This window comes from Ligilactobacillus murinus DSM 20452 = NBRC 14221 (genome assembly GCF_001591685.1).
In the GTDB taxonomy this organism is placed as follows: Bacteria; Bacillota; Bacilli; order Lactobacillales; family Lactobacillaceae; genus Ligilactobacillus; species Ligilactobacillus murinus.
In genome coordinates, this window is record NZ_BCVJ01000001.1 from 1 (window position 1) to 19,141 (window position 19,141).

Here is a 19,141-nt window from a genome sequence, read left to right on the forward strand (position 1 = left end):
AGTACAACTTAGCACGGCGTACACGACCGTAACGTACAACTTCGATCTTGTCAACACGTGGTGTGTGCAATGGGAATGTACGTTCAACACCTACACCGTTACTGATTTTACGAACTGTGTAAGTTTCTGAGATACCTTCGCCACGACGCTTGATAACAACGCCTTCGAAGATTTGGATACGTTCACGCTTACCTTCAACGATACGAGCGTGAACACGCACTGTATCACCAGCGCGGAATTCTGGAATATCATTACGTAATTGAGATTCCGTAATCTTTTGGATCAATGGGTTTACTGACATTATATATGTTCTCCTTTTCCTCGACATTCATGTCCAGATACAGCGGAATATCGTTAATCGTCGGCAAATAGCCAATAAATATCTTAACACACTCAAATTTGAATGTAAATATCAATTTTAAAATTTTGGTTTATCTAGCGGTGGTGCCGGTACTGGATGGGTCCCGATAAACTTCTCCATCCAGACCATATCATACCAAGTATCAAATTTGTAGCCACAGCTATGAAAACGGCCGACCAGCCGATACCCTAAATGCTCATGAAAATGCATACTAGCATAATCAACATGTGCCTCATTAGTCGCAGGAACACTGATACAGGCATTGATATTTTGGATACCTTGGAATTTAAGCTTTTTTTCTAATGCTTGATAGAGTTTTTTACCAATGCCACCGCCTCGACTGGCATGGTCCAAGTAGATTGTGACTTCAACCGCCCATTTATACGCTTCTCGATGATTGAAGGAAGCTGCATAAGCAAAGCCAACTACGACATTGTCTTTTACAGCTACTAAATAAGGATACGTAGCCGTGATTTGCTCGATCCGTTCAGTAAATTCAGGCAAGGTTGGAACTTTATATTCGAAAGTGATCGCTGTTTTTTCAACATAATAAGCATAGATCTGGCGTAAAGTCTCAATATCAGCTTTTTGGACCGGTCTGATCAAAACTTCACTCATCGGCATTTACCTCAAGCGTCTTAAATTCTCGCAACCATTTCTCCTCTTGGGCAGAAAGCTCATAGTTCTCTAAAAGATCAGGGCGACGTTCATAGGTTCGACGTAAAGCTTCCTTATTGCGCCATTCAGCGATTTTTTGATGATTACCACTTGTTAGTACTTCAGGCACTTTCATTCCTCTAAAATCAGCTGGACGAGTGTATTGTGGATATTCGAGTAAGCCCATCGAAAATGAATCGCCTAAAGCTGACTCACGGTTACCTAAAACATCTGGCAATAAGCGCACCGTTGCATCGATCACGACCATCGCGCCTAATTCGCCTCCCGTCAAGACAAAATCACCTAATGAGATCTCATCTGTAACTCGTTCTCTGATCCGCTCATCATAACCTTCATAATGGCCACAAATAAAGGTCAAATGTTTTTCTTGTGATAATTCTTCAGCAACTTTTTGATCAAATTTACGCCCAGCTGGGTCTAGTAAGATGACCTTGCCCAAGCCATCATTTTTAGCGGCGATCGCATCTAAAGCATCATAGATCGGTTGAGCTTGTAACAACATGCCCGCGCCACCTCCATAAGGTGTATCATCAACATGACGTTGCTTATTAGTCGTATAGTCACGAAAATCGGTCACTTCAACATCAAGTAGTTGTTTTTCGATCGCTTTGCCTACGATCGATTGCGTCAATGGCCCCTTGAACATTTCGGGAAATAAACTTAAAATATCTATCTTCATCTAGTCATCCAATCCCTCTAAAAGTTCAACATGCACTTTACCAGCAGCTAGATCGACGTCTTTGATCACATCATCGATCACTGGCAATAAGAGATCATTTTTTTGTTTACGCTTAACGACCCAAACATCATTAGCTCCAGGCGATAAGATCTCCTTGATCTTTCCAAGCGTGTTCCCATTTTCATCCACAACATCCAAACCGATGATCTGATGATAATAATACGAACCATCTTCGAGTTCTTCTTGTTGGTCAGCCGAAACTTTTAGATCATCACCCTTAAATTTTTCAACTAAATTGATGTTGTCATAGCCTTCAAACGCTAGCATGATAAATTGCTTATGGCGTCGACTCTTTTGGATCGTCAATTCTGTTCCCGTGCTTGCATTTTGCTTAAAAGCATATAATTTATTACCTGGCTTGAAACGCTCTTCTGGAAAATCAGTCGTTGCGATCACCTTGACTTCCCCGCGGATCCCATGAGTATTAACGATTTTTCCAACTTGATAAAATTCCATTTAAAAACCTCCTCGTATTTGCTATTAAAAAAACCTCTGAAGAAACTAGGTTTCAGACAGAGGTTTGATTAATCATCTACAATATTTAAACGAACACGCAAAGGTCCGTCAATACGAATGCTATAAACAATGGTCCGGATCGCTTGAGCTACCCGACCATGTTTTCCAATCACACGCCCGACATCTTCAGGCGCTACAGATAAGTTAAAATTCAGAAAATGTGCATCCTGGGCAGTTGTGATCGCAATCGCCTCAGGTTCAGACACCAATGGTTTGACAATCGATAAGATCAATTGTTTCACATCTGCTTCTGTCATTTACCTAACCTTATTTCTTGGAGTACTTAGCTTCGTGGAATTTCTTCATAACGCCTTCTTTTGAAAGGATGTTACGAACTGTATCTGATGGTTGAGCACCGTTATTCAACCAGCCCATGATAGCTTCTTCTTTAAGTGTAACTTGTTCTGGTTGTGTCAATGGGTTGTATGTACCCACTGTTTCGATGAAACGGCCATCACGTGGAGAACGTGAATCTGCTACAACGATACGATAGAATGGGCGCTTCTTAGAACCCATACGCTTTAAACGAATTTTTACTGACATGCATTACACCTCCTAATATCTTATCAACGATAAATAATATACCAGTAATTTGGTCTGCTGTAAAGGGAAAATTCTTGACAGTTATAAAAAATTTTTCTAATTTAAAGAAAAACCTTGATTTACCGCCTATTTACGCCGTTTACGCAAACGTTGTAATTTACGTTTTTTATTTTTACGCACCATACGATTCATAGACATCTTAGCTAATTTACCACCGATGCCATCACCTAAGAGACCTTCCATCCCACTGAAATTCCCCTTAGACATCTTTTGCATCATATCACGCATTTGCTTGAACTGTTTGATCATACGATTCACTTCTTGGATCGGACGTCCTGAACCAGCTGCGATCCGTCGTCTGCGACTTGGATTCAAAAGATCGGGATCTTCTCGTTCTTGTGGTGTCATCGAGTAAACGATCGCTTTGGTATGTTCCATATCTTTAGGATCAACTTTGATATTTTTTAGGGCTGGATTATTGGCCATCCCTGGGATCATCTTCATGATATCTTCGATCGGTCCCATATTTTGAACTTGTTCTAATTGATCTAAAAAGTCATTGAAATCAAAGCTATTTTCCCGCATTTTATCGGCGAGTTCTTCTGCTTTTTTCTCATCAAAGTCCTTTTGTGCTTTTTCGATCAACGTGAGCATATCACCCATCCCTAAGATACGTGATGCCATTCGATCAGGATAAAAGACGTCTAAAGCCGTCATTTTTTCACCTTGCCCGATAAACTTGATCGGTTTGCCTGTCACCGCACGGATCGAAAGCGCAGCCCCACCACGAGTATCGCCATCTAATTTAGTTAGTACGATACCCGTTACATCCAATTGATCATTAAAGCCTTGTGCGACTTCAACGGCATTTTGCCCAGTCATCGCATCAACTGTCAGCAAGATCTCATTTGGTTGTGCCAATTCTTTGATATTGACTAACTCATCCATCAATTTTTCATCGATCTGTAAACGACCAGCCGTATCGATGATCACATAGTCATTTTTCTTTTCCTTGGCTAGTTGCATCCCTTGCTTAACGATCTCGACTGGATCGACATCAGTTCCTAATTCAAAGACTGGAACATCTAATTCACGGCCGATCGTCTTTAATTGGTCGACCGCAGCTGGACGATAAACGTCAGCCGCGATCATCAATGGGCGCGCATTTTGTTCGTCTTTTAGACGTTTAGCTAGTTTCCCTGCTGTTGTCGTTTTACCAGCACCTTGTAGCCCGACCATCATAATGACTGTTGGGATCTTAGGTGATTTATTCAATGGTGTGGCTTCTTCGCCCATCACCTTGACTAATTCTTCATTAACGATCTTTACGATCTGTTGTGCTGGCGTTAAGCTTTCTAACACCTCAGCACCTACAGCTCGAGTACGCACGGTCTTAACAAAGTCTTTGACCACTTTAAAGTTAACGTCAGATTCTAACAAAGCCAAACGGATCTCACGCATTACCTCTTTGACGTCGGATTCGCTGACCTTTCCCTTACGCCGTAATTTTCCGATCGCATTTTGGAGACGTTCTGTTAATCCTTCAAATGCCATTTAGTGCACCAACTTTCATTTTTCTTCTAAAATTTCTAATTTTTCGACCAATGCTAATAACTTTTCATCAGTCGGATATTTTTTAGTCACATAAGCTAAAAGTTCATCCGTTTTTTCGCTTTGCTGTAAAAAATCACGATACAGATGCAATTTCTGCTCATATTCTTCTAAAATTTTTTCAGTCCGTTTGATGTTATCGTAGACTGCTTGCCGTGAAACTTCATAATTTTCGGCGATCTCACCTAACGAAAAATCATCGCGATAATACAAAGCGATGTAATTCATTTGCTTTTTAGTCAGCAAAGGTTCATAGAATTCAAACAAAGCATTGATCCGATTTGTTTTTTCAATTGCCATTTTCTTACCCTAATCTTTCTTAGGTGTAACCAGACCCTTAAATAAGCCATAGACAAATTCTTCAGGTGAAAAGTCGCGAAGATCATCCATTTTTTCGCCTAGGCCCACTAATTTCACTGGTAAATGAAGTTCGTTTCTGATCGCTAACACGATCCCACCACGTGCAGTCCCGTCTAACTTAGTCAAGACGATCCCGGTAACATCAGTAACTTCTTTAAATTGCTTGGCTTGCGTCAAAGCATTTTGACCTGTTGTTGCATCCAAAGCCAATAACACTTCTTGCGGTGCATCAGGTAATTCACGCGTAATGACACGCTTGATCTTATCTAACTCGTTCATCAAGTTGACTTTATTTTGCAAACGTCCCGCCGTATCGACTAATAAAATATCGTAGTTTTCTTTTTTTGCCTTGACCACAGCATCGTAAACAACAGCTGCCGGATCACTTTTTTCTGGCTTAGTAACCACATCGACCCCGACCCGGCGGCCCCATTCAGCTAACTGCTCGATCGCACCTGCTCGGAAAGTATCACCAGCAGCTAACAAAACTTTTTTACCAGCTTGTTGGTAACGGTGGGCTAATTTACCGATCGTTGTTGTTTTACCTACCCCATTGACCCCAACAAACAAGAACACTGTCGGCTCAGTTGGATCTTTAGCAAAGTGTAAGCTATTGTCTTCATCAACGCCTTCGCTTTCATAAATGTCGACTAAGCGTTCAATGATCGCATCAGAAACGTCAGAGCGACTTTTAGCATTACGCAATTTTACTTCATCTTGCAATTCATCACTGATCTTCATCGCAGTCTCAAAGCCAACATCGGCTTCGATCAAGGTTTCTTCGAGTTCTTCAAAGAAATCCTCATCTACTCGTCTAAAATTAGCCAATAAAGCATTTAATTTAGCACCAAAACCCTTACGCGACTTAGCTAAGCCCTTGTCATAACGCACGGTTTCAGACGATGTTGTCTGTATTTCCGGTTCCTCAGGTTCTGCTTTAGTTTCTTTTGGCTCATCACTTTGTTGTTCTACCGACTCTTCGTCAGCTTTTTTAGCGATTTCGACTTCGTTATTTTCTGATGTTGTTTCAACTTCTTCAATAACTTCTACTTTTTCTGGTGTTTGCACCACTTCTTTGGTATCTTCAACTTCTTTAGCGACTGGTTCAGCCTCTTTTGCTTCAGCAGTTGTTGTTTCTGCTACTTCAGGCTGATCATCTTCTGATGTAGCCGTTGTTGCTTCATTTGTCGCTGTTTCCTCAGGTTCTTGGTTTTCTTCTGAGGTCGAAACAATTTCGTCTTCTTTTTTTGGTTCTTCTTCAGGTTCACCCGAAAAAGCTCGTCTTAATCGATCAAAAAGGCCCATGCCCATCCCTCATTTCTTATTTTGTTTTATTTTATCAAATTCATTTGTATTTTCCAAAACACTAGGCTAATTCATCCAACGATACCGAGACCATCTTTGAGACCCCTGATTCTTGCATCGTAACCCCATATAAGACGTCAGCATTCATCATCGTCCCTTTACGATGGGTGATCACGATAAATTGCGTTTGTGCATTAAAGCGTTGGAGATAACGCGAGTAACGGATAACATTAGCGTCATCCAAGGCAGCTTCTGCTTCATCCAAGACCACAAAAGGCACTGGGCGGACCTTTAAGATCGCAAACAATAATACGATCGCAGTCAAGGCACGTTCCCCACCTGAAAGTAGATTCAAATGCTGAAATTTCTTACCTGGTGGCTGGGCCATGATCTCGACACCTGTAGTCAACAGATCGGCTGGATCAGTCAAGCTAAGCATCGCCTTGCCTCCTTCAAAGACTTGCGGAAAGATCGCAGAAAAGGCGGCCGCCACTTCATCAAAGGCTTGTTTAAAACGACTTTTAGCTTCAGCATCCATTTCATCCATACTTTGAACTAATTGTGCTTTTGCCTCTAAAAGGTCGGCTTGCTGTTGTGTCAAGAATTCATAACGCGTATTGATCCGTTCAAATTCACTGATCGCCCCTAAATTGACTTCACCTAACTCTTCGATCCCTAACTTCAAAAGATGGACTTTATTTTTGACAAATTCTAGATCTGTTGCTTGATTTTCTTGTTTAGCCATTTCATAACTCAAGCCATAGTTTTGAGCCAATTCATCTAGGTCACGCGCTAGATCTGCTTTAAAACTTCCTAATTGTGCCTTGATATCGCTCTTTTCATCCAGACTAGCCTGACGCAATTCATTTGCCCGTTTCAATTCTTGTTGTGCATTTTTTAGGCGTACTGCTAAATCTTGACGTTTTTGTTTTTGAGCTGTGATCGCTTGCTCAAGCTCTTCATAACGCTGTTCGACATCTTGACGTTTAGCTTCGATATCAGTATCGCGCACCTGATTTTGTTTTTGATTTTCTTTGATCTCAGATATCTTAGATTGCGCTTTTGTGATCCGTGCATGAGTCTGCTCCAATTGCACTTGACTTTCTTTGACTTGAACTTGTAGCAATTGCGCTCTTTCTTTGGCGATCGCTTCTTTTTGCTTGAGTTCATTTAAAGTCGCTTGCTGTTTTGCTTGAGTCGCACTGGTATCTTTTTGTAAAGCTACGCGTAATTTGATCTCACTTTGCTTAGTTTCGATATCTTTTGTTAAAGTTGCTTGCTGTTCTACCAAAGCTTGATGCTTACTTTCATACTGACTTTGATCAGCCTCACTCATGCTAGCTATTACTTCTAGCTGTTTGACTTGATCAGCTTGATGTTCAACTTCAAGCTCACAGCGTTCCAAATTCTTGAGCGCTTGTTGGTGGGCTTCTAATGCCTGTTGTTCGCTAGGCTTCAATGTCTCAAGTTCTTTAACTAGTTGTTCGACTTTTTCTTTAGTCTGACCGCCTTCAAATTCGATCTGCGATAGCTTTTGTTCCATCACAGTAATATCAGCCGCCAATTTTTCAACTTGTTGCTGCTGCTCTAGAAGACCAGTTCGCTGATTTCTATCTTGTCCCCCAGTCATCGAACCTCCAGCATTGATAACTTCACCTGCTAAAGTTACGATCTTGACACTATAATTGAGCTTTACAGCAAGCTTAGTAGCAGCATCTAGATCTTGCGCGATCACGATCGCCCCTAATAAATATTCGACAACAGGTTTATCCAAAGGATCGTATTGGACCAGATCTTTAGCAAGCCCGACAACACCTACTTGTTGTTGGATCGTCTGTAAGTGACCTTGTGCTAAAAAACGTGGTTTGACAGTCGTACGGGGCAAAAATGTCGCCCGACCAGCTTTTTTCTTTGTCAAATAGTTGATCGCCGCTTTAGCACTTCTTTCATCGGTCACGATCACATTTTGTAGTTGTGCGCCTAATGCCACATCGATCGCTTTAGCTACTTGGGCTGGGACCTTGAGACGTTGAGCTACCGAACCTACTACACCTGTCAGATCAGCTTGTAAGATCGCTTTGACGCCATGATAATAACCAGCATAATTAGCCGCAATATTTTGCAACGATTCATGCTGAGCACGTGCCTTTTGCAAGATCTCACTTGCCTTGAGCCAGCGTCTTTGTTGGTCTTCTCGCAAGCGCTGGGCGGTCGTTTGTTGTGTTTGAAGTTCGAGCACCGTCGCTTGAACTTTAGCATACGCCGTCTTAGCTTCAGTTGCTTGCTTACTTGCGCTTGCCTGTTTTTCTTTGAGCGTGGCTAATTGCGCTTTAGCATTTGCGATCCGTTTTTGATCAGCTTGATGTTGCTCTGAATTACGCTGATTTTCCTGTTCTAAATAGGCTAATTCATTTTTAGTCGAAACTTGTGCCTGCATTAGATCGATCAGATCTTGGCGCAACTTTTCGACCTGATCAGCCAACGTCTCAGGATCATCGACTAATGCTGCTTGGATGTCTCGGATCTGCTTAGTATATTTATTTTGCAAGGAAGCTGCTTTGGCTTGCTGTGTTGTCAATTCATCGACTTGTGCTTGTAGTTTTGCAACCAAACTTTCATCGCGCTTGATATTTTCATTGAACTCCGCGAGCCGCTCGTTAAAGAGATCATCATCATGCTTTGAGATATCCTGACGCCCGATCAGTTTCTCACGTTGCCCCGTTAAAAGGTTGAATTCTCTTTGATCTTCATCTAATTTTGCTTCTAATTTTGCTTGCTTATCTGCTAATTGTTGCGATTTTTGCTCCTGGAGCTCAGCGTGCTTCGTATGGGTCGCCAGCAATTTTTCGATCTCGGAAAGTTTGGCTTCGATCTGTGCTTTATTTTTAGCACGTTGCTCGATCTCTAAGACTAACCGACTTTTCTCATAATGGTCAAATTCTTCTTTTTGAGCAACATAGTCCTTAGCTATACTTGCTTGTTCTTTTAACGGCTCTCTTTGTTGCCGTAATTCGGTAATAATATCTGCTACCCGATCTAGATGATCCGTAGTTTCTGCTAATTCCTGTTGCGCCTTTTGCTTTTCTTTTTTGTACTTGACCACTCCGGCGACTTCTTCGATCAAAACACGCCGATCTTGAGGTTTACTGTTAAAGATAGCCTCAACTTTGCCCTGTGAAATGATCGAAAATGATTCCCGCCCCAAGCCAGTATCCATAAATAATTCTACAATGTCACGCAAACGAACTTTGGCATTGTTGATCAAAAAATCACTGTCACCATTCCGATAGATCTTACGCGAGATCACAACTTGATCAGCATTTAAATCTAAAAAATGGTCTGAGTTATCAAATTCTAATTCAACTTCGGCATGATTTAGCGGGGCCCTTGTCTGAGAACCTGCAAAAATAACATCTGGCATTTTCCCCCCACGTAGGCTTTTAGCAGATTGCTCCCCTAAAGCCCAACGTAAAGCTTCAATAATGTTACTTTTACCACTCCCATTTGGTCCAACGATCCCAGTCATACCATCTTGAAATTCGATCTTGGTCTTGTCAGCAAAGGATTTAAATCCGTTTAGAGTCAACGACTTTAACTTCATGCTGAATTTCTTCCCTTCAAATAAACTAATTTTTTTGGAGTGCTTTTAGTGCTTGGAAAGCCGCTTGTTGCTCAGCGGCTTTTTTTGACATCCCTTTTCCTTCACCGATCTTTTGCCCATCAGCATAAACTGCCATGGTGTATTCTTTTTCATTATCAGGACCATTTTCAGCAACTTTAACATAAGTGATCTTGCAGTCCCCATGTTGTTGCAATAGTTCTTGGAGTTCAGTTTTATGATCTAAGTAGTGATCAAACCAGCCGAGATCAAGCTTAGGAAAGACGACCCGACTGATAAAACTGACAACGACTGCTTTACCCTGGTCAAGATATAACGCCCCGATAAAAGCTTCAAAAATATCACAAAGTAATGATGCCCGATTACGCGCGTTGGCTTTTTCTTCACCCTTACCTAAGCGGATATATTCATCAAAATGACATTCCTTAGCAAATTTGCTGAAACTATCTTCACAGACCATTGCTGCACGCAAACGTGAAAGTTTTCCTTCTGGCAAAGTAGGATAGCGTTTAAATAAGTATTCTGAGACGCAAAGTTGCATCACAGCATCACCTAAAAATTCGATCCTTTCGTAATATTTTAGTTTTTCACGTGGATGTTCGTTTACATAAGAAGCATGAGTAAAAGCTTCGTCAAGTAAAGCTGTATTTTTAAAATCAATGCCAAAATCATCCTTTAGCATTTGTGTTAGTCCAATTATCAAAATGATTCTCCTCACTTTATTAATGCATTATCCATTATAGCAAAAAAGACCAGCTTTGTTACAGCTGGCCTAAGATAATTCTATCCTTGATGTGAAGCGATATAATCTACAGCATCTTTAACCGTCACGATTTGTTCGGCGTCTTCGTCAGAAATTTCAGCACCAAAAGCATCTTCTAATTCCAAAACAAACTCCACCAGATCGATCGAATCAGCATCAAGATCTGTCTTAAAGTTTGTTTGTTCTGTCACCTTATCAGCTGAAACATCAAAGTGATCCTCAATAATTGTTGTGATTTTTGTAAAAATTTCGTTTTCTGTCATGGATATCAACCTCACCTATCCTAGTTTTTCGCAAACAAGTATATCATACTATTCAGCGTCTTTGCTATCTAAAACTTCTTTAGCCTGTTGTGCTTGCCAGTATTTGGTAAAATTAGGCACCATTTCTTCATCGATCATAGTTCTGATCTGCTTTAATGTGTAATACACTGTCAGATCATCACTTGACCCATGAGCTTTAACGACCGGCGCTTTGACCCCAAGTAAGACTGCGCCACCATATTGCGCCTGATCCATTCGACCTTTGATGCTCTTTAAGTCATCTTTTAATAACAGTGCACCTAATTTGCCCTTAGCACCAGCATTAGCGATCGTGTCTTTCAACAAACTCATTACAGCTAATGCAGTTCCTTCGATCGCTTTTAAAACAGCATTACCTGTGAAGCCATCTGCAACGACTACATCACAGACACCTTTCATCAGATCTTTAGACTCAACATTTCCGATAAAATTCAAATTTTCATCAGCTGCTAAAAGTTGGTAAGCTTCTTGCGTTACTTTACTTCCCTTGTGTGATTCAGTCCCATTATTCAATAGCCCGATCCGTGGTGCTTTGATCCCTCGAACGTTGCTAGCATAATAGGTCCCTAAAAGAGCATACTGATAAAGGTGCTCTGGTTTACTATCTGCATTAGCCCCACTATCAAGTAAGTTAAATGCTCCATCCTGCCCTGAAACAACAGGCAATGTCGATAACAAGCCTGGGCGCGTGATTCCCTTGATCCGACCGACTAGTAAAAGTCCCGCTGTCAAAAGAGCTCCCGTGTTACCACAAGAAAACAGCGCGTCAGCTTCTTTAGCCTTGACCGCATTAGCTGCTACGACCAAAGACGAATCTTTCTTACGTCGGATCGCTCGGACTGGTTCATCATTCATATCGATCACTTCAGTCGTATTAACGATCGTGATCCGGGTTGGATCAGTTATATATTGCTCGATCGCGGTCTTATCACCATATAAAATAAGTTCTAGGTCGCTAAATTCATCGCGTGCTTTGAGCGCACCCTTAACAACACTTTCGGGTGCATTGTCGCCCCCCATTGCATCGATCGCAATTTTCATTTCATACATCCTCTCTTTAGTCAAAACTAGTAAAATAAGTAAGTTCTTGATTCAAATAGCGCATCAAACCTGCATTTTCCTGGCGATAACGGAATTTTTCGTCAGCCAAAAGTTTAGCTACTTCTAATTGCGCTACTTGTAAAATATTGAAATCACTTACTGGATCACCGATCTTAAAATCTGGCAGACCCGACTGTTTCTTACCTAAAACATCCCCTGGTCCCCGTAATTCTAGATCTTTTTGCGCGATCACAAAACCATCTGTCGTTTCGACCATTGTTTTCATTCTTTCGATCCCATACTCACTCTTAGGATCAGCTACCAATAAACAATATGATCGTTTACTGCCCCGTCCGACACGACCACGCAATTGATGTAACTGTGCTAAGCCAAAGCGTTCAGCATCTAAGATCACCATGACTGTTGCATTGGGAACATCGACCCCAACTTCGATCACTGTCGTCGAGACTAAAATATCTAGCTCACCTGCTTTAAAATGATCCATTACTTCATCTTTTTGTTCAGACGTCAGCTGACCATGTAATAGTCCCACCTCATAACGCCCTGCATAGTGAGCCTTTAACTTTTCATAGATCTCCGTAGCATTTTGAAGATCCAACATTTCTGACTCAGCGATCAATGGTGAGATCACATAAGCTTGTGAACCATTTTGCAACTGTTGTTCCATAAAGTCAAGTGCTTGTGTGAATTGCTTTTGGCGTAACCAACTTGTTTTGATCGTTTGCCGTCCCTTAGGTAGTTCATCAATTATCGAAACATCCATCTCACCGTAAGTCGTGATCGCTAGTGTTCGTGGGATCGGGGTCGCTGTCATCGCTAAAGTATCGGGAAAATTCCCTTTTTGACGTAAAGCTTGGCGCTGACCGACCCCAAAACGATGCTGTTCATCAGTAACAACTAAGCCCAACTTTTTAAAGTTGACATTGTCTTGGATCACTGCATGTGTCCCGATCAATAAATTTATCTCCCCACTGGCTAAATTATCCAACAAAGTCTGCTTTGCTTTTTGTTTGCGAGTTACACTACTAGTCAATAAAGCTACATTGACCTCTGGCATAGTTTCAAATAATTGGGCTAACTTTTGAGCATGCTGTTGCGCTAAGATCTCAGTTGGTGCCATCAAGACCGTTTGATATCCTGCTGTGATAGCAGCATACATAGCTAAAGCCGCAACGACCGTTTTCCCTGAACCCACATCCCCCTGTAAGAGACGATTCATGTGTTCTGGCCGATGTAGATCCCGACAGATCTCGTTAACGACTCGTTTTTGAGCAACTGTCAGTTCAAAAGGTAACTGTTTGATAAATTGACGCAATTTATCGTTATCATATTTGATAATGATCCCGTTTTCTTTACGATGTTTTTGCTTAAGCAGTTGGATCCGTAATTGAAATTTGAAAAACTCTTCAAAGATCGCTGAGCGCCGAGCTGCTTTTCCTTGAGCTAAAGTCACTGGAAAATGCATATCATGGATCATTTGGCTACGTGTTTCTAACCGAAATTTTTGGCGCAAACTATCAGGGACGATATCAAATATCAAATCATGATAGTTTGCATAGGCTAGTGAAACAAGATCTTTGATCGTTTTAGCCGTGATCTCTTTTGAAGCTCGGTAAACACCGGCTAGATCTTCATCTTTAGCCTGATACATCACTTTCATCCCAGTCAGGCTCTGCCGTCGTTGATCATACTTGCCATAGATCGCGACCTCTTGCCCAGTACTCAATTGTTTAGCTAAATAACCTTGATTAAAAAAAGTCACTTTAACTAGGTCATTTTCGACCAACAAGCCAAAATTCAACCGCGTTTTAGCCCGACCAAAATGAGAAACGACTGGTGGCGCAGCAATGACACCCTTTAAGACGACTTTTTCGCCATCAGTCACATCACTTAGCTGCTTGACTGTCAGATCCTCATAGCGAAATGGGTAATATGTCAATAGATCTTCGATCGTATTTATCCCTAATTTGTTCAATGCCTGTAATTTTTTTGGACCCACACCCTTCAACACTGCAGGTGAGTCCGTCAATGCTCGTGCCATAAATAATCCCCCTCAAACAAATAAATTCTAACTTCTATGCGCGCTAGAAGTTAGAATTTATCGTGCATTATTCGACTGAGATCAAGTATGGATAAACTGGCTGGTCACCTTCATGGATCTCAATTTCGATCTCAGGATCTAATTCTTCAAGCTGAGCTGCAATTTCATTTGCTTGTTCTTTTGAACCATCTTGACCATAGATGATCGTTACGATCTCACTATCTTCGTCTAACATCACCTTAGCCATCGCGATCGCAGCTTGTTCACAAGTTGGTTGCGTGACCACGATCTTACCATCAACGATCCCCATGTAATCATCTTTCTTGATCGGACGCCCTTCGATCGTTGTATCACGTACCGCGACCGTGACTTGCCCTGAAAGAACTGCATCCATTTCTTCAGTCATCGCTTCGGTATTTTCTTCGATCGAAGCCACATCATTAAAGCCAAGCATCGCACTCATACCTTGAGCGATCGTCTTACTCAAAACTACAGCCACTTGAGCATCGGCTACTTCAGCTGCTTGTTGAGCTGCTAAAAAGATGTTCTTATTATTTGGTAAGATGATCACTTTCTTAGCATTAGTCTGTTCGATCGCCTCAACGATATCTTTAGTACTTGGATTCATCGTTTGACCACCGTTGATGATATGCGTTACACCCAAGTTTTTGAAGATATTAGCGATCCCTTCACCCGAAGCGATCGCGATCACACCGTATTCTTTTTGAACTTCTGGAGTAGCAGGAATATTAGGTGTTGGCATTTCATCATCTTTTTCCAAGATCGTTTCATGTTGTAAACGCATGTTATCGACTTTGACTTTGATCAAAGAACCAAATTCCTGACCATAAGATAACACTTTACCTGGATGCTCTGTATGGACGTGAACTTTAACAACTTCATCGTCGGCAATAACGAGTAATGAATCCCCGATCTGCGATAGATGGTTTCGGAATTCATCGTAGTCAAATTCCTTATCAACTAAGCGGCCTGCCCCTAAACGGACCATGATCTCAGTACAGTAACCAAATTCGATATCTTCAGTATGCAATTGGCTTTGAGCACTCTTATGGTGTTCTGCATTGACCATTTCATCCATTTCGATCGGACTTGGTGTATGAACTTCATCTTCTTGGCGTTCATTGCCAGCTAAAGCATCATAAAATCCTTGATAGACAAAAGTTAGCCCTTGACCACCAGAATCAACAACTCCAACTTCTTTTAACACAGGTAAAAGATCTGGAGTTGTTTGTAATGCAGCATCTGCAGCTTCATAAGTCGCTTTCATAACTTCGACGATATCAGCGGTTTGCGCAGCTGTTTTTTTAGCTGCTTCAGCCGCCTTCCGTGCTACCGTTAAGATCGTACCTTCTTGTGGTTTCATAACCGCTTTATAAGCCGTTTCGACCCCGCCTTGAAGTGCTGTAGCAAGATCAGTCGCACTCAAAGTTTCTTTTTGCGTAATACTTTTTGAAAAGCCTCGGAAAACTTGGGATAAAATAACACCCGAGTTACCACGTGCCCCCATCAACAGACCCTTAGCTAATGCATTAGCTAATTCCCCAACATTACTTGAAGTTGACTCGGCAACATATTTTTCACCACTCGCAAAGGAAAGACTCATATTTGTTCCTGTATCCCCATCGGGCACCGGAAACACATTCAATGAATTGATAAATTCTGCATTATTAGTCAATCTTTTCGAACTGACCAGAATCATTTTACGAAATTCTGTTTCAGTAATATTCTCCACTTTCAAGTTACTAACTCCTCCTTGGTTATTTCGTGGTACTAATCGTTGATGACACGTACACCTTGAACGATAACATTCACAGATTCAGCGGTAATGCCTAACATTGAATCTAAATTGTACTTAACTTTATCTTGTACATTACGGCAAACTTCTGAGATCTTTGTACCATAACCGACAATAATATACACATCCACAGCGATGCCTTCATCTTCTTGACGAATCACAACACCTTTAGAGTAATTGTCACGCTTTAAAATTTCATTCAAATTGTCTCGAATCTGGTTTTTGCTGGCCATACCAACGATCCCGAAAATTTCAGTTGCGGCTCCACCAACAACAGTTGCGATCACTTCATTGCTGATATCGATATTTCCAAATTGATTTTGAATTTTAACAGCCATTCTATATAGCCTCCTTAACTATTAAGACAATTCCCTTTTCCAATAAAATGGAAAAGAAATATCAAATCGATGTTCAGTTTTTCACTGCTCGATCAATACTTGTCCTTTCATTATACCATGTTTATCGCAATTGCCCAAAAACTGTTGGTCATTTTATCTTTTTGCCCTTTAAATTTTGGCATTCTGCCTGTTAGACCGCCAAAATTGGTTTAGATAAAAATTTAATTTTTGAAAAACCTTATATTTTAGGCATTTATAGCTGTCAAGCAAAATTACTTTATAGAAAACTATTGCAATCGCGCGCTATCTATGATAATTTTATTTAGTGAATGAGCAAGACCCCTTGCTCCTTAATTCGAGATAAGGGAGGATATAATCATGGCTAAAGATTTTGTAACTGGTCGTAAGACAACTTTTGGTAAGAAGCGTTCCCATGCTTTGAACCAAACAAACCGTAGCTGGAAGCCAAACTTGCAAAAGGTACGCATCTTGGTTGACGGCAAGCCTAAGAAAGTATGGGTTTCAGCTCGTGCTTTGAAATCTGGTAAAGTTACACGCGTCTAATCGAGGCGTTTACAGGCCCCAACTTGAGGGCTTTTTATTTTACCTCAAAAATATATAAAACTCCCCGTAGATAGCACTAGCTATTTACGGGGAGTTTTTACTTACTCAACGATATAAACTTCTTTCCAATTATTAGTAGCACCTGCCGAATTTTGGATCAAACCTTTGACAGTCACATTGGTCAACTGTGGTACATTAGTTTGATAAAGTGGGGCCACGCCTTGGTGTTCACTTAAAACTTTAGATGCTTGGACTAGATCAGCAAAGCGCTTAGCTTTATCACTCGCATCAGTCGTCTTAGAGGCTTCGATCAAACGGTCGTATTCCGCATTTTCCCACTTACCAAAGTTATAAGAATTATCCTTAGTGAAGAGATCTAAGAAACTGATCGGATCAGCAAAATCGGCTGACCAACCACTTAGCTGAACATCAAATTCACCTTTTTCACCACGAGCGATCCGCGTTTTCAACGGAACACTTTGCACTGAAACTTTAACATCAGATAGATTTTCTTCTAGTTGACTTTGGATAAATTCAGCCACTTTCTTTGAAACATCGTCATCACTACTCATTAAAGTAAATGATAATTTATCTTGACCTAATTCAGCCAAACCTTCTTTTAATAATTCCTTGGCTTTTTTCTTGTCATAGCTGACGCCAACTGTGGTTTTAGCTGCTTGCGCAAAGTCTTGACCTTTGTATTGGGCTAGACCTTGGGAAACGATCCCTAGACTTGGTTGAGAACCACCACCAACAATATTTTTAGCTAATTCTTGCCGATCAACTGCATAGGATAGGGCTTGGCGGATCTTTAAATTCTTAAAGCTTTCTTTTGTCTGGTTGAATTCTAGATAGGTAGTCCGTGCTTGCTTTAAGGCACTATATGCTGGATCTTTTGCCAATTGCTTAGCCTGTTCATTGCTCAAAGTCGTGTAGTCGAGCTGTTTACTTTGATAGAGATTATACGATGTCGTCGTGCTCTTATTGACCTTAAAGTTGATCGTTTCGAGTTTGACTTTCTTTTTATCCCAATAATTTGGATTCTTATTTAGTTTCCAATTCAAGTTAGAACCAGTCCACCCCTCAACTACGAACGGTCCATTATAGACCATTGTTTTAGCCGAAGTTCCATACTCGTCACCAAATTTTTCGACTGCTTTTTGATTTTGTGGTAAGAATGGTTCAAATCCTAATAATAATTGGAAATACGGGATCGGTTTCTCCAAAGTCACCACTAACGTATACTCATCTTTAGCTGTGATCCCCAAAGTTTCAGGTTTAGCTCCCCCTTTGATGATCGCATCAGCATTTTTGACCCCACTATAGAGATAAGCGTACGGTGAAGCTGTTTTTTGATCAACAGTTCGGCGCCAACCATAAACAAAGTCATGCGCTGTCACCTTATCTCCATTAGACCATTTGTCATCTTTTCTTAATTTAAAAGTATATGTCAAATTATCATCTGAGACCTCTGTTTGTGTTGCTAATCCTGGTTCGATCTTGCTATTTTTCCCTAAACGATATAAACCTTCCATCGAGTTATTGATGATATCCCCACTATAGGCATCCGAGACCTTCGAGGGATCAAGCGTGGCTAGTTCAGCCAAATAACTCCAATCCAAGACTTGTTTTGACGCTACCTGCCCCGTAGAATTTGCTTTTTGCTTACTTGAGCACGCTGTCACTAATAAACCTGTGGCAACTAAAGCTAATGCTCCAGTCATCAATCGTTTAAATCTCATAATACTCCCCCTCATGCTATGTATTGCCCAAACATTAATTAATGTTTCGTTAATTTTAATCTAAAACAAATCAAAAAGCAATGTTTTTTCAAAAAAAATATGATCGCCAAACTATTGGCGACCATTATTTCTTTGATCATCTTTACTTTGAATAACACACAATACACCACTATCAAAACTAAAACTAGCACTTTCGCCAACAAATTCATTGCTGACATATGCAGTCGGTAATGAAAGATCTTGCTCAAACAATTGATATTTTTCATCGGGGAGTGTCAGCTTAGTTACTGGTGTCAGCGAAATAAATGAGAGATAACTCATTTCCTCTAACTTAGTTAATGTATAACTTCCAGGTAAATAAAAACGAATTTCATTTTGACAGTCTTTGAAACAAACTTTGGGTACAAACGTCGGAAAATCTAACCGCAAAACACTAAATAAATTAGCCAAAAAATGATCGCTTCGTCCCCCAGTAGCCCCATAGACTATGATCTGCTCTGGATGATACCGGCGTTCGATCTCTAATAAGGCTACTTCAGTATCAGTATAGTCTTTTTTTGCCGGTAAACTACAGATAGCTTGACTGGCTTCTTTGACTAATTTAACTTGTTCTTCAGTAGCAGAGTCAAAATCACCAACAGCTAATAAAGGCTTGATCTTTGCTTGACACAAGCGGACTGCTCCCATATCTGCTCCGATCCATCGTTCATTTTTTTTAGCTTGCAAAAGCCCTGGTGGCAAATACTCCACTGGACCTCCGACTAATAAGTTTAACTGCATC

Annotated in this window: 19 protein-coding genes; 1 reads left to right on the forward strand and 18 read right to left on the reverse strand. The window is 40.8% G+C overall.

What is annotated here, in order from left to right; translation table 11 throughout:
* The 16 genes from rplS to LMU01S_RS00080 form a co-directional block, all read right to left on the reverse strand.
* Positions 1-301, reverse strand: a 301-nt coding sequence (rplS, locus tag LMU01S_RS00005) for a 50S ribosomal protein L19 (protein ID WP_061773547.1), incomplete at its 3' end; no start/stop codon positions are given.
* Positions 302-418: 117 nt separating this feature from the next.
* Positions 419-979: a GNAT family N-acetyltransferase gene (locus LMU01S_RS00010; protein WP_056959535.1), complete on the reverse strand. Its 561-nt coding sequence runs from the start codon at positions 977-979 to the stop codon at positions 419-421.
* Positions 972-1,718 (reverse strand): tRNA (guanosine(37)-N1)-methyltransferase TrmD, encoded by a 747-nt coding sequence (gene trmD / locus LMU01S_RS00015; protein WP_056959533.1) that lies wholly within the window; start codon positions 1,716-1,718, stop codon positions 972-974. The genes LMU01S_RS00010 and trmD overlap by 8 nt, the downstream gene beginning before the upstream one ends.
* The gene (rimM, locus tag LMU01S_RS00020) at positions 1,719-2,234 is read right to left on the reverse strand and encodes a ribosome maturation factor RimM (protein ID WP_056959531.1); all 516 of its coding nucleotides are present in this window, start codon (positions 2,232-2,234) and stop codon (positions 1,719-1,721) included.
* 68 nt (positions 2,235-2,302) lie between these two features.
* Positions 2,303-2,551, reverse strand: coding sequence for a KH domain-containing protein (locus LMU01S_RS00025; protein WP_004047420.1), 249 nt, complete (start codon positions 2,549-2,551; stop codon positions 2,303-2,305).
* 10 nt (positions 2,552-2,561) lie between these two features.
* Positions 2,562-2,837: a 30S ribosomal protein S16 gene (rpsP, locus tag LMU01S_RS00030; RefSeq protein ID WP_004047418.1), complete on the reverse strand. Its 276-nt coding sequence runs from the start codon at positions 2,835-2,837 to the stop codon at positions 2,562-2,564.
* A 126-nt stretch (positions 2,838-2,963) separates the two neighbouring features.
* On the reverse strand, positions 2,964-4,391 hold the full coding sequence (ffh, locus tag LMU01S_RS00035; protein WP_056959529.1) for a signal recognition particle protein: 1,428 nt from the start codon (positions 4,389-4,391) through the stop codon (positions 2,964-2,966).
* Positions 4,392-4,406: 15 nt separating this feature from the next.
* Entirely contained in the window at positions 4,407-4,748 is a 342-nt protein-coding gene (locus LMU01S_RS00040) for a putative DNA-binding protein (RefSeq protein WP_004047415.1), read from the reverse strand.
* Positions 4,749-4,757: 9 nt separating this feature from the next.
* A complete protein-coding gene (ftsY, locus tag LMU01S_RS00045) occupies positions 4,758-6,113 on the reverse strand; it encodes a signal recognition particle-docking protein FtsY (RefSeq protein ID WP_056959528.1) in 1,356 nt (451 codons plus the stop codon).
* A gap of 61 nt (positions 6,114-6,174) precedes the next feature.
* Complete coding sequence (smc, locus tag LMU01S_RS00050) at positions 6,175-9,714, reverse strand: chromosome segregation protein SMC (RefSeq protein ID WP_056959526.1); 3,540 nt, start codon at positions 9,712-9,714, stop codon at positions 6,175-6,177.
* Between the two features lie 25 nt (positions 9,715-9,739).
* Positions 9,740-10,435: a ribonuclease III gene (gene rnc, locus LMU01S_RS00055; RefSeq protein WP_004047410.1), complete on the reverse strand. Its 696-nt coding sequence runs from the start codon at positions 10,433-10,435 to the stop codon at positions 9,740-9,742.
* A gap of 80 nt (positions 10,436-10,515) precedes the next feature.
* A complete protein-coding gene (gene acpP, locus LMU01S_RS00060; protein ID WP_004047408.1) occupies positions 10,516-10,758 on the reverse strand; it encodes an acyl carrier protein in 243 nt (80 codons plus the stop codon).
* Positions 10,759-10,806: 48 nt separating this feature from the next.
* Positions 10,807-11,838: a phosphate acyltransferase PlsX gene (gene plsX / locus LMU01S_RS00065; protein ID WP_056959524.1), complete on the reverse strand. Its 1,032-nt coding sequence runs from the start codon at positions 11,836-11,838 to the stop codon at positions 10,807-10,809.
* 16 nt (positions 11,839-11,854) lie between these two features.
* On the reverse strand, positions 11,855-13,900 hold the full coding sequence (gene recG / locus LMU01S_RS00070) for an ATP-dependent DNA helicase RecG (protein WP_056959522.1): 2,046 nt from the start codon (positions 13,898-13,900) through the stop codon (positions 11,855-11,857).
* 67 nt (positions 13,901-13,967) lie between these two features.
* Positions 13,968-15,659: a DAK2 domain-containing protein gene (locus LMU01S_RS00075; protein ID WP_056959520.1), complete on the reverse strand. Its 1,692-nt coding sequence runs from the start codon at positions 15,657-15,659 to the stop codon at positions 13,968-13,970.
* A gap of 32 nt (positions 15,660-15,691) precedes the next feature.
* Entirely contained in the window at positions 15,692-16,054 is a 363-nt protein-coding gene (locus tag LMU01S_RS00080; RefSeq protein ID WP_004047399.1) for an Asp23/Gls24 family envelope stress response protein, read from the reverse strand.
* Positions 16,055-16,432: 378 nt separating this feature from the next.
* On the opposite strand from LMU01S_RS00080, the gene rpmB reads away from it, so the two are divergent.
* Complete coding sequence (gene rpmB, locus LMU01S_RS00085) at positions 16,433-16,618, forward strand: 50S ribosomal protein L28 (protein ID WP_004047397.1); 186 nt, start codon at positions 16,433-16,435, stop codon at positions 16,616-16,618.
* Between the two features lie 101 nt (positions 16,619-16,719).
* Here the strand turns inward: rpmB and LMU01S_RS00090 are convergent, their stop codons facing one another.
* On the reverse strand, positions 16,720-18,360 hold the full coding sequence (locus LMU01S_RS00090) for a peptide ABC transporter substrate-binding protein (protein WP_056959518.1): 1,641 nt from the start codon (positions 18,358-18,360) through the stop codon (positions 16,720-16,722).
* A gap of 111 nt (positions 18,361-18,471) precedes the next feature.
* A complete protein-coding gene (locus LMU01S_RS00095; protein ID WP_056959516.1) occupies positions 18,472-19,140 on the reverse strand; it encodes a thiamine diphosphokinase in 669 nt (222 codons plus the stop codon).
* Between the last annotated feature and the right edge of the window lies 1 nt (position 19,141).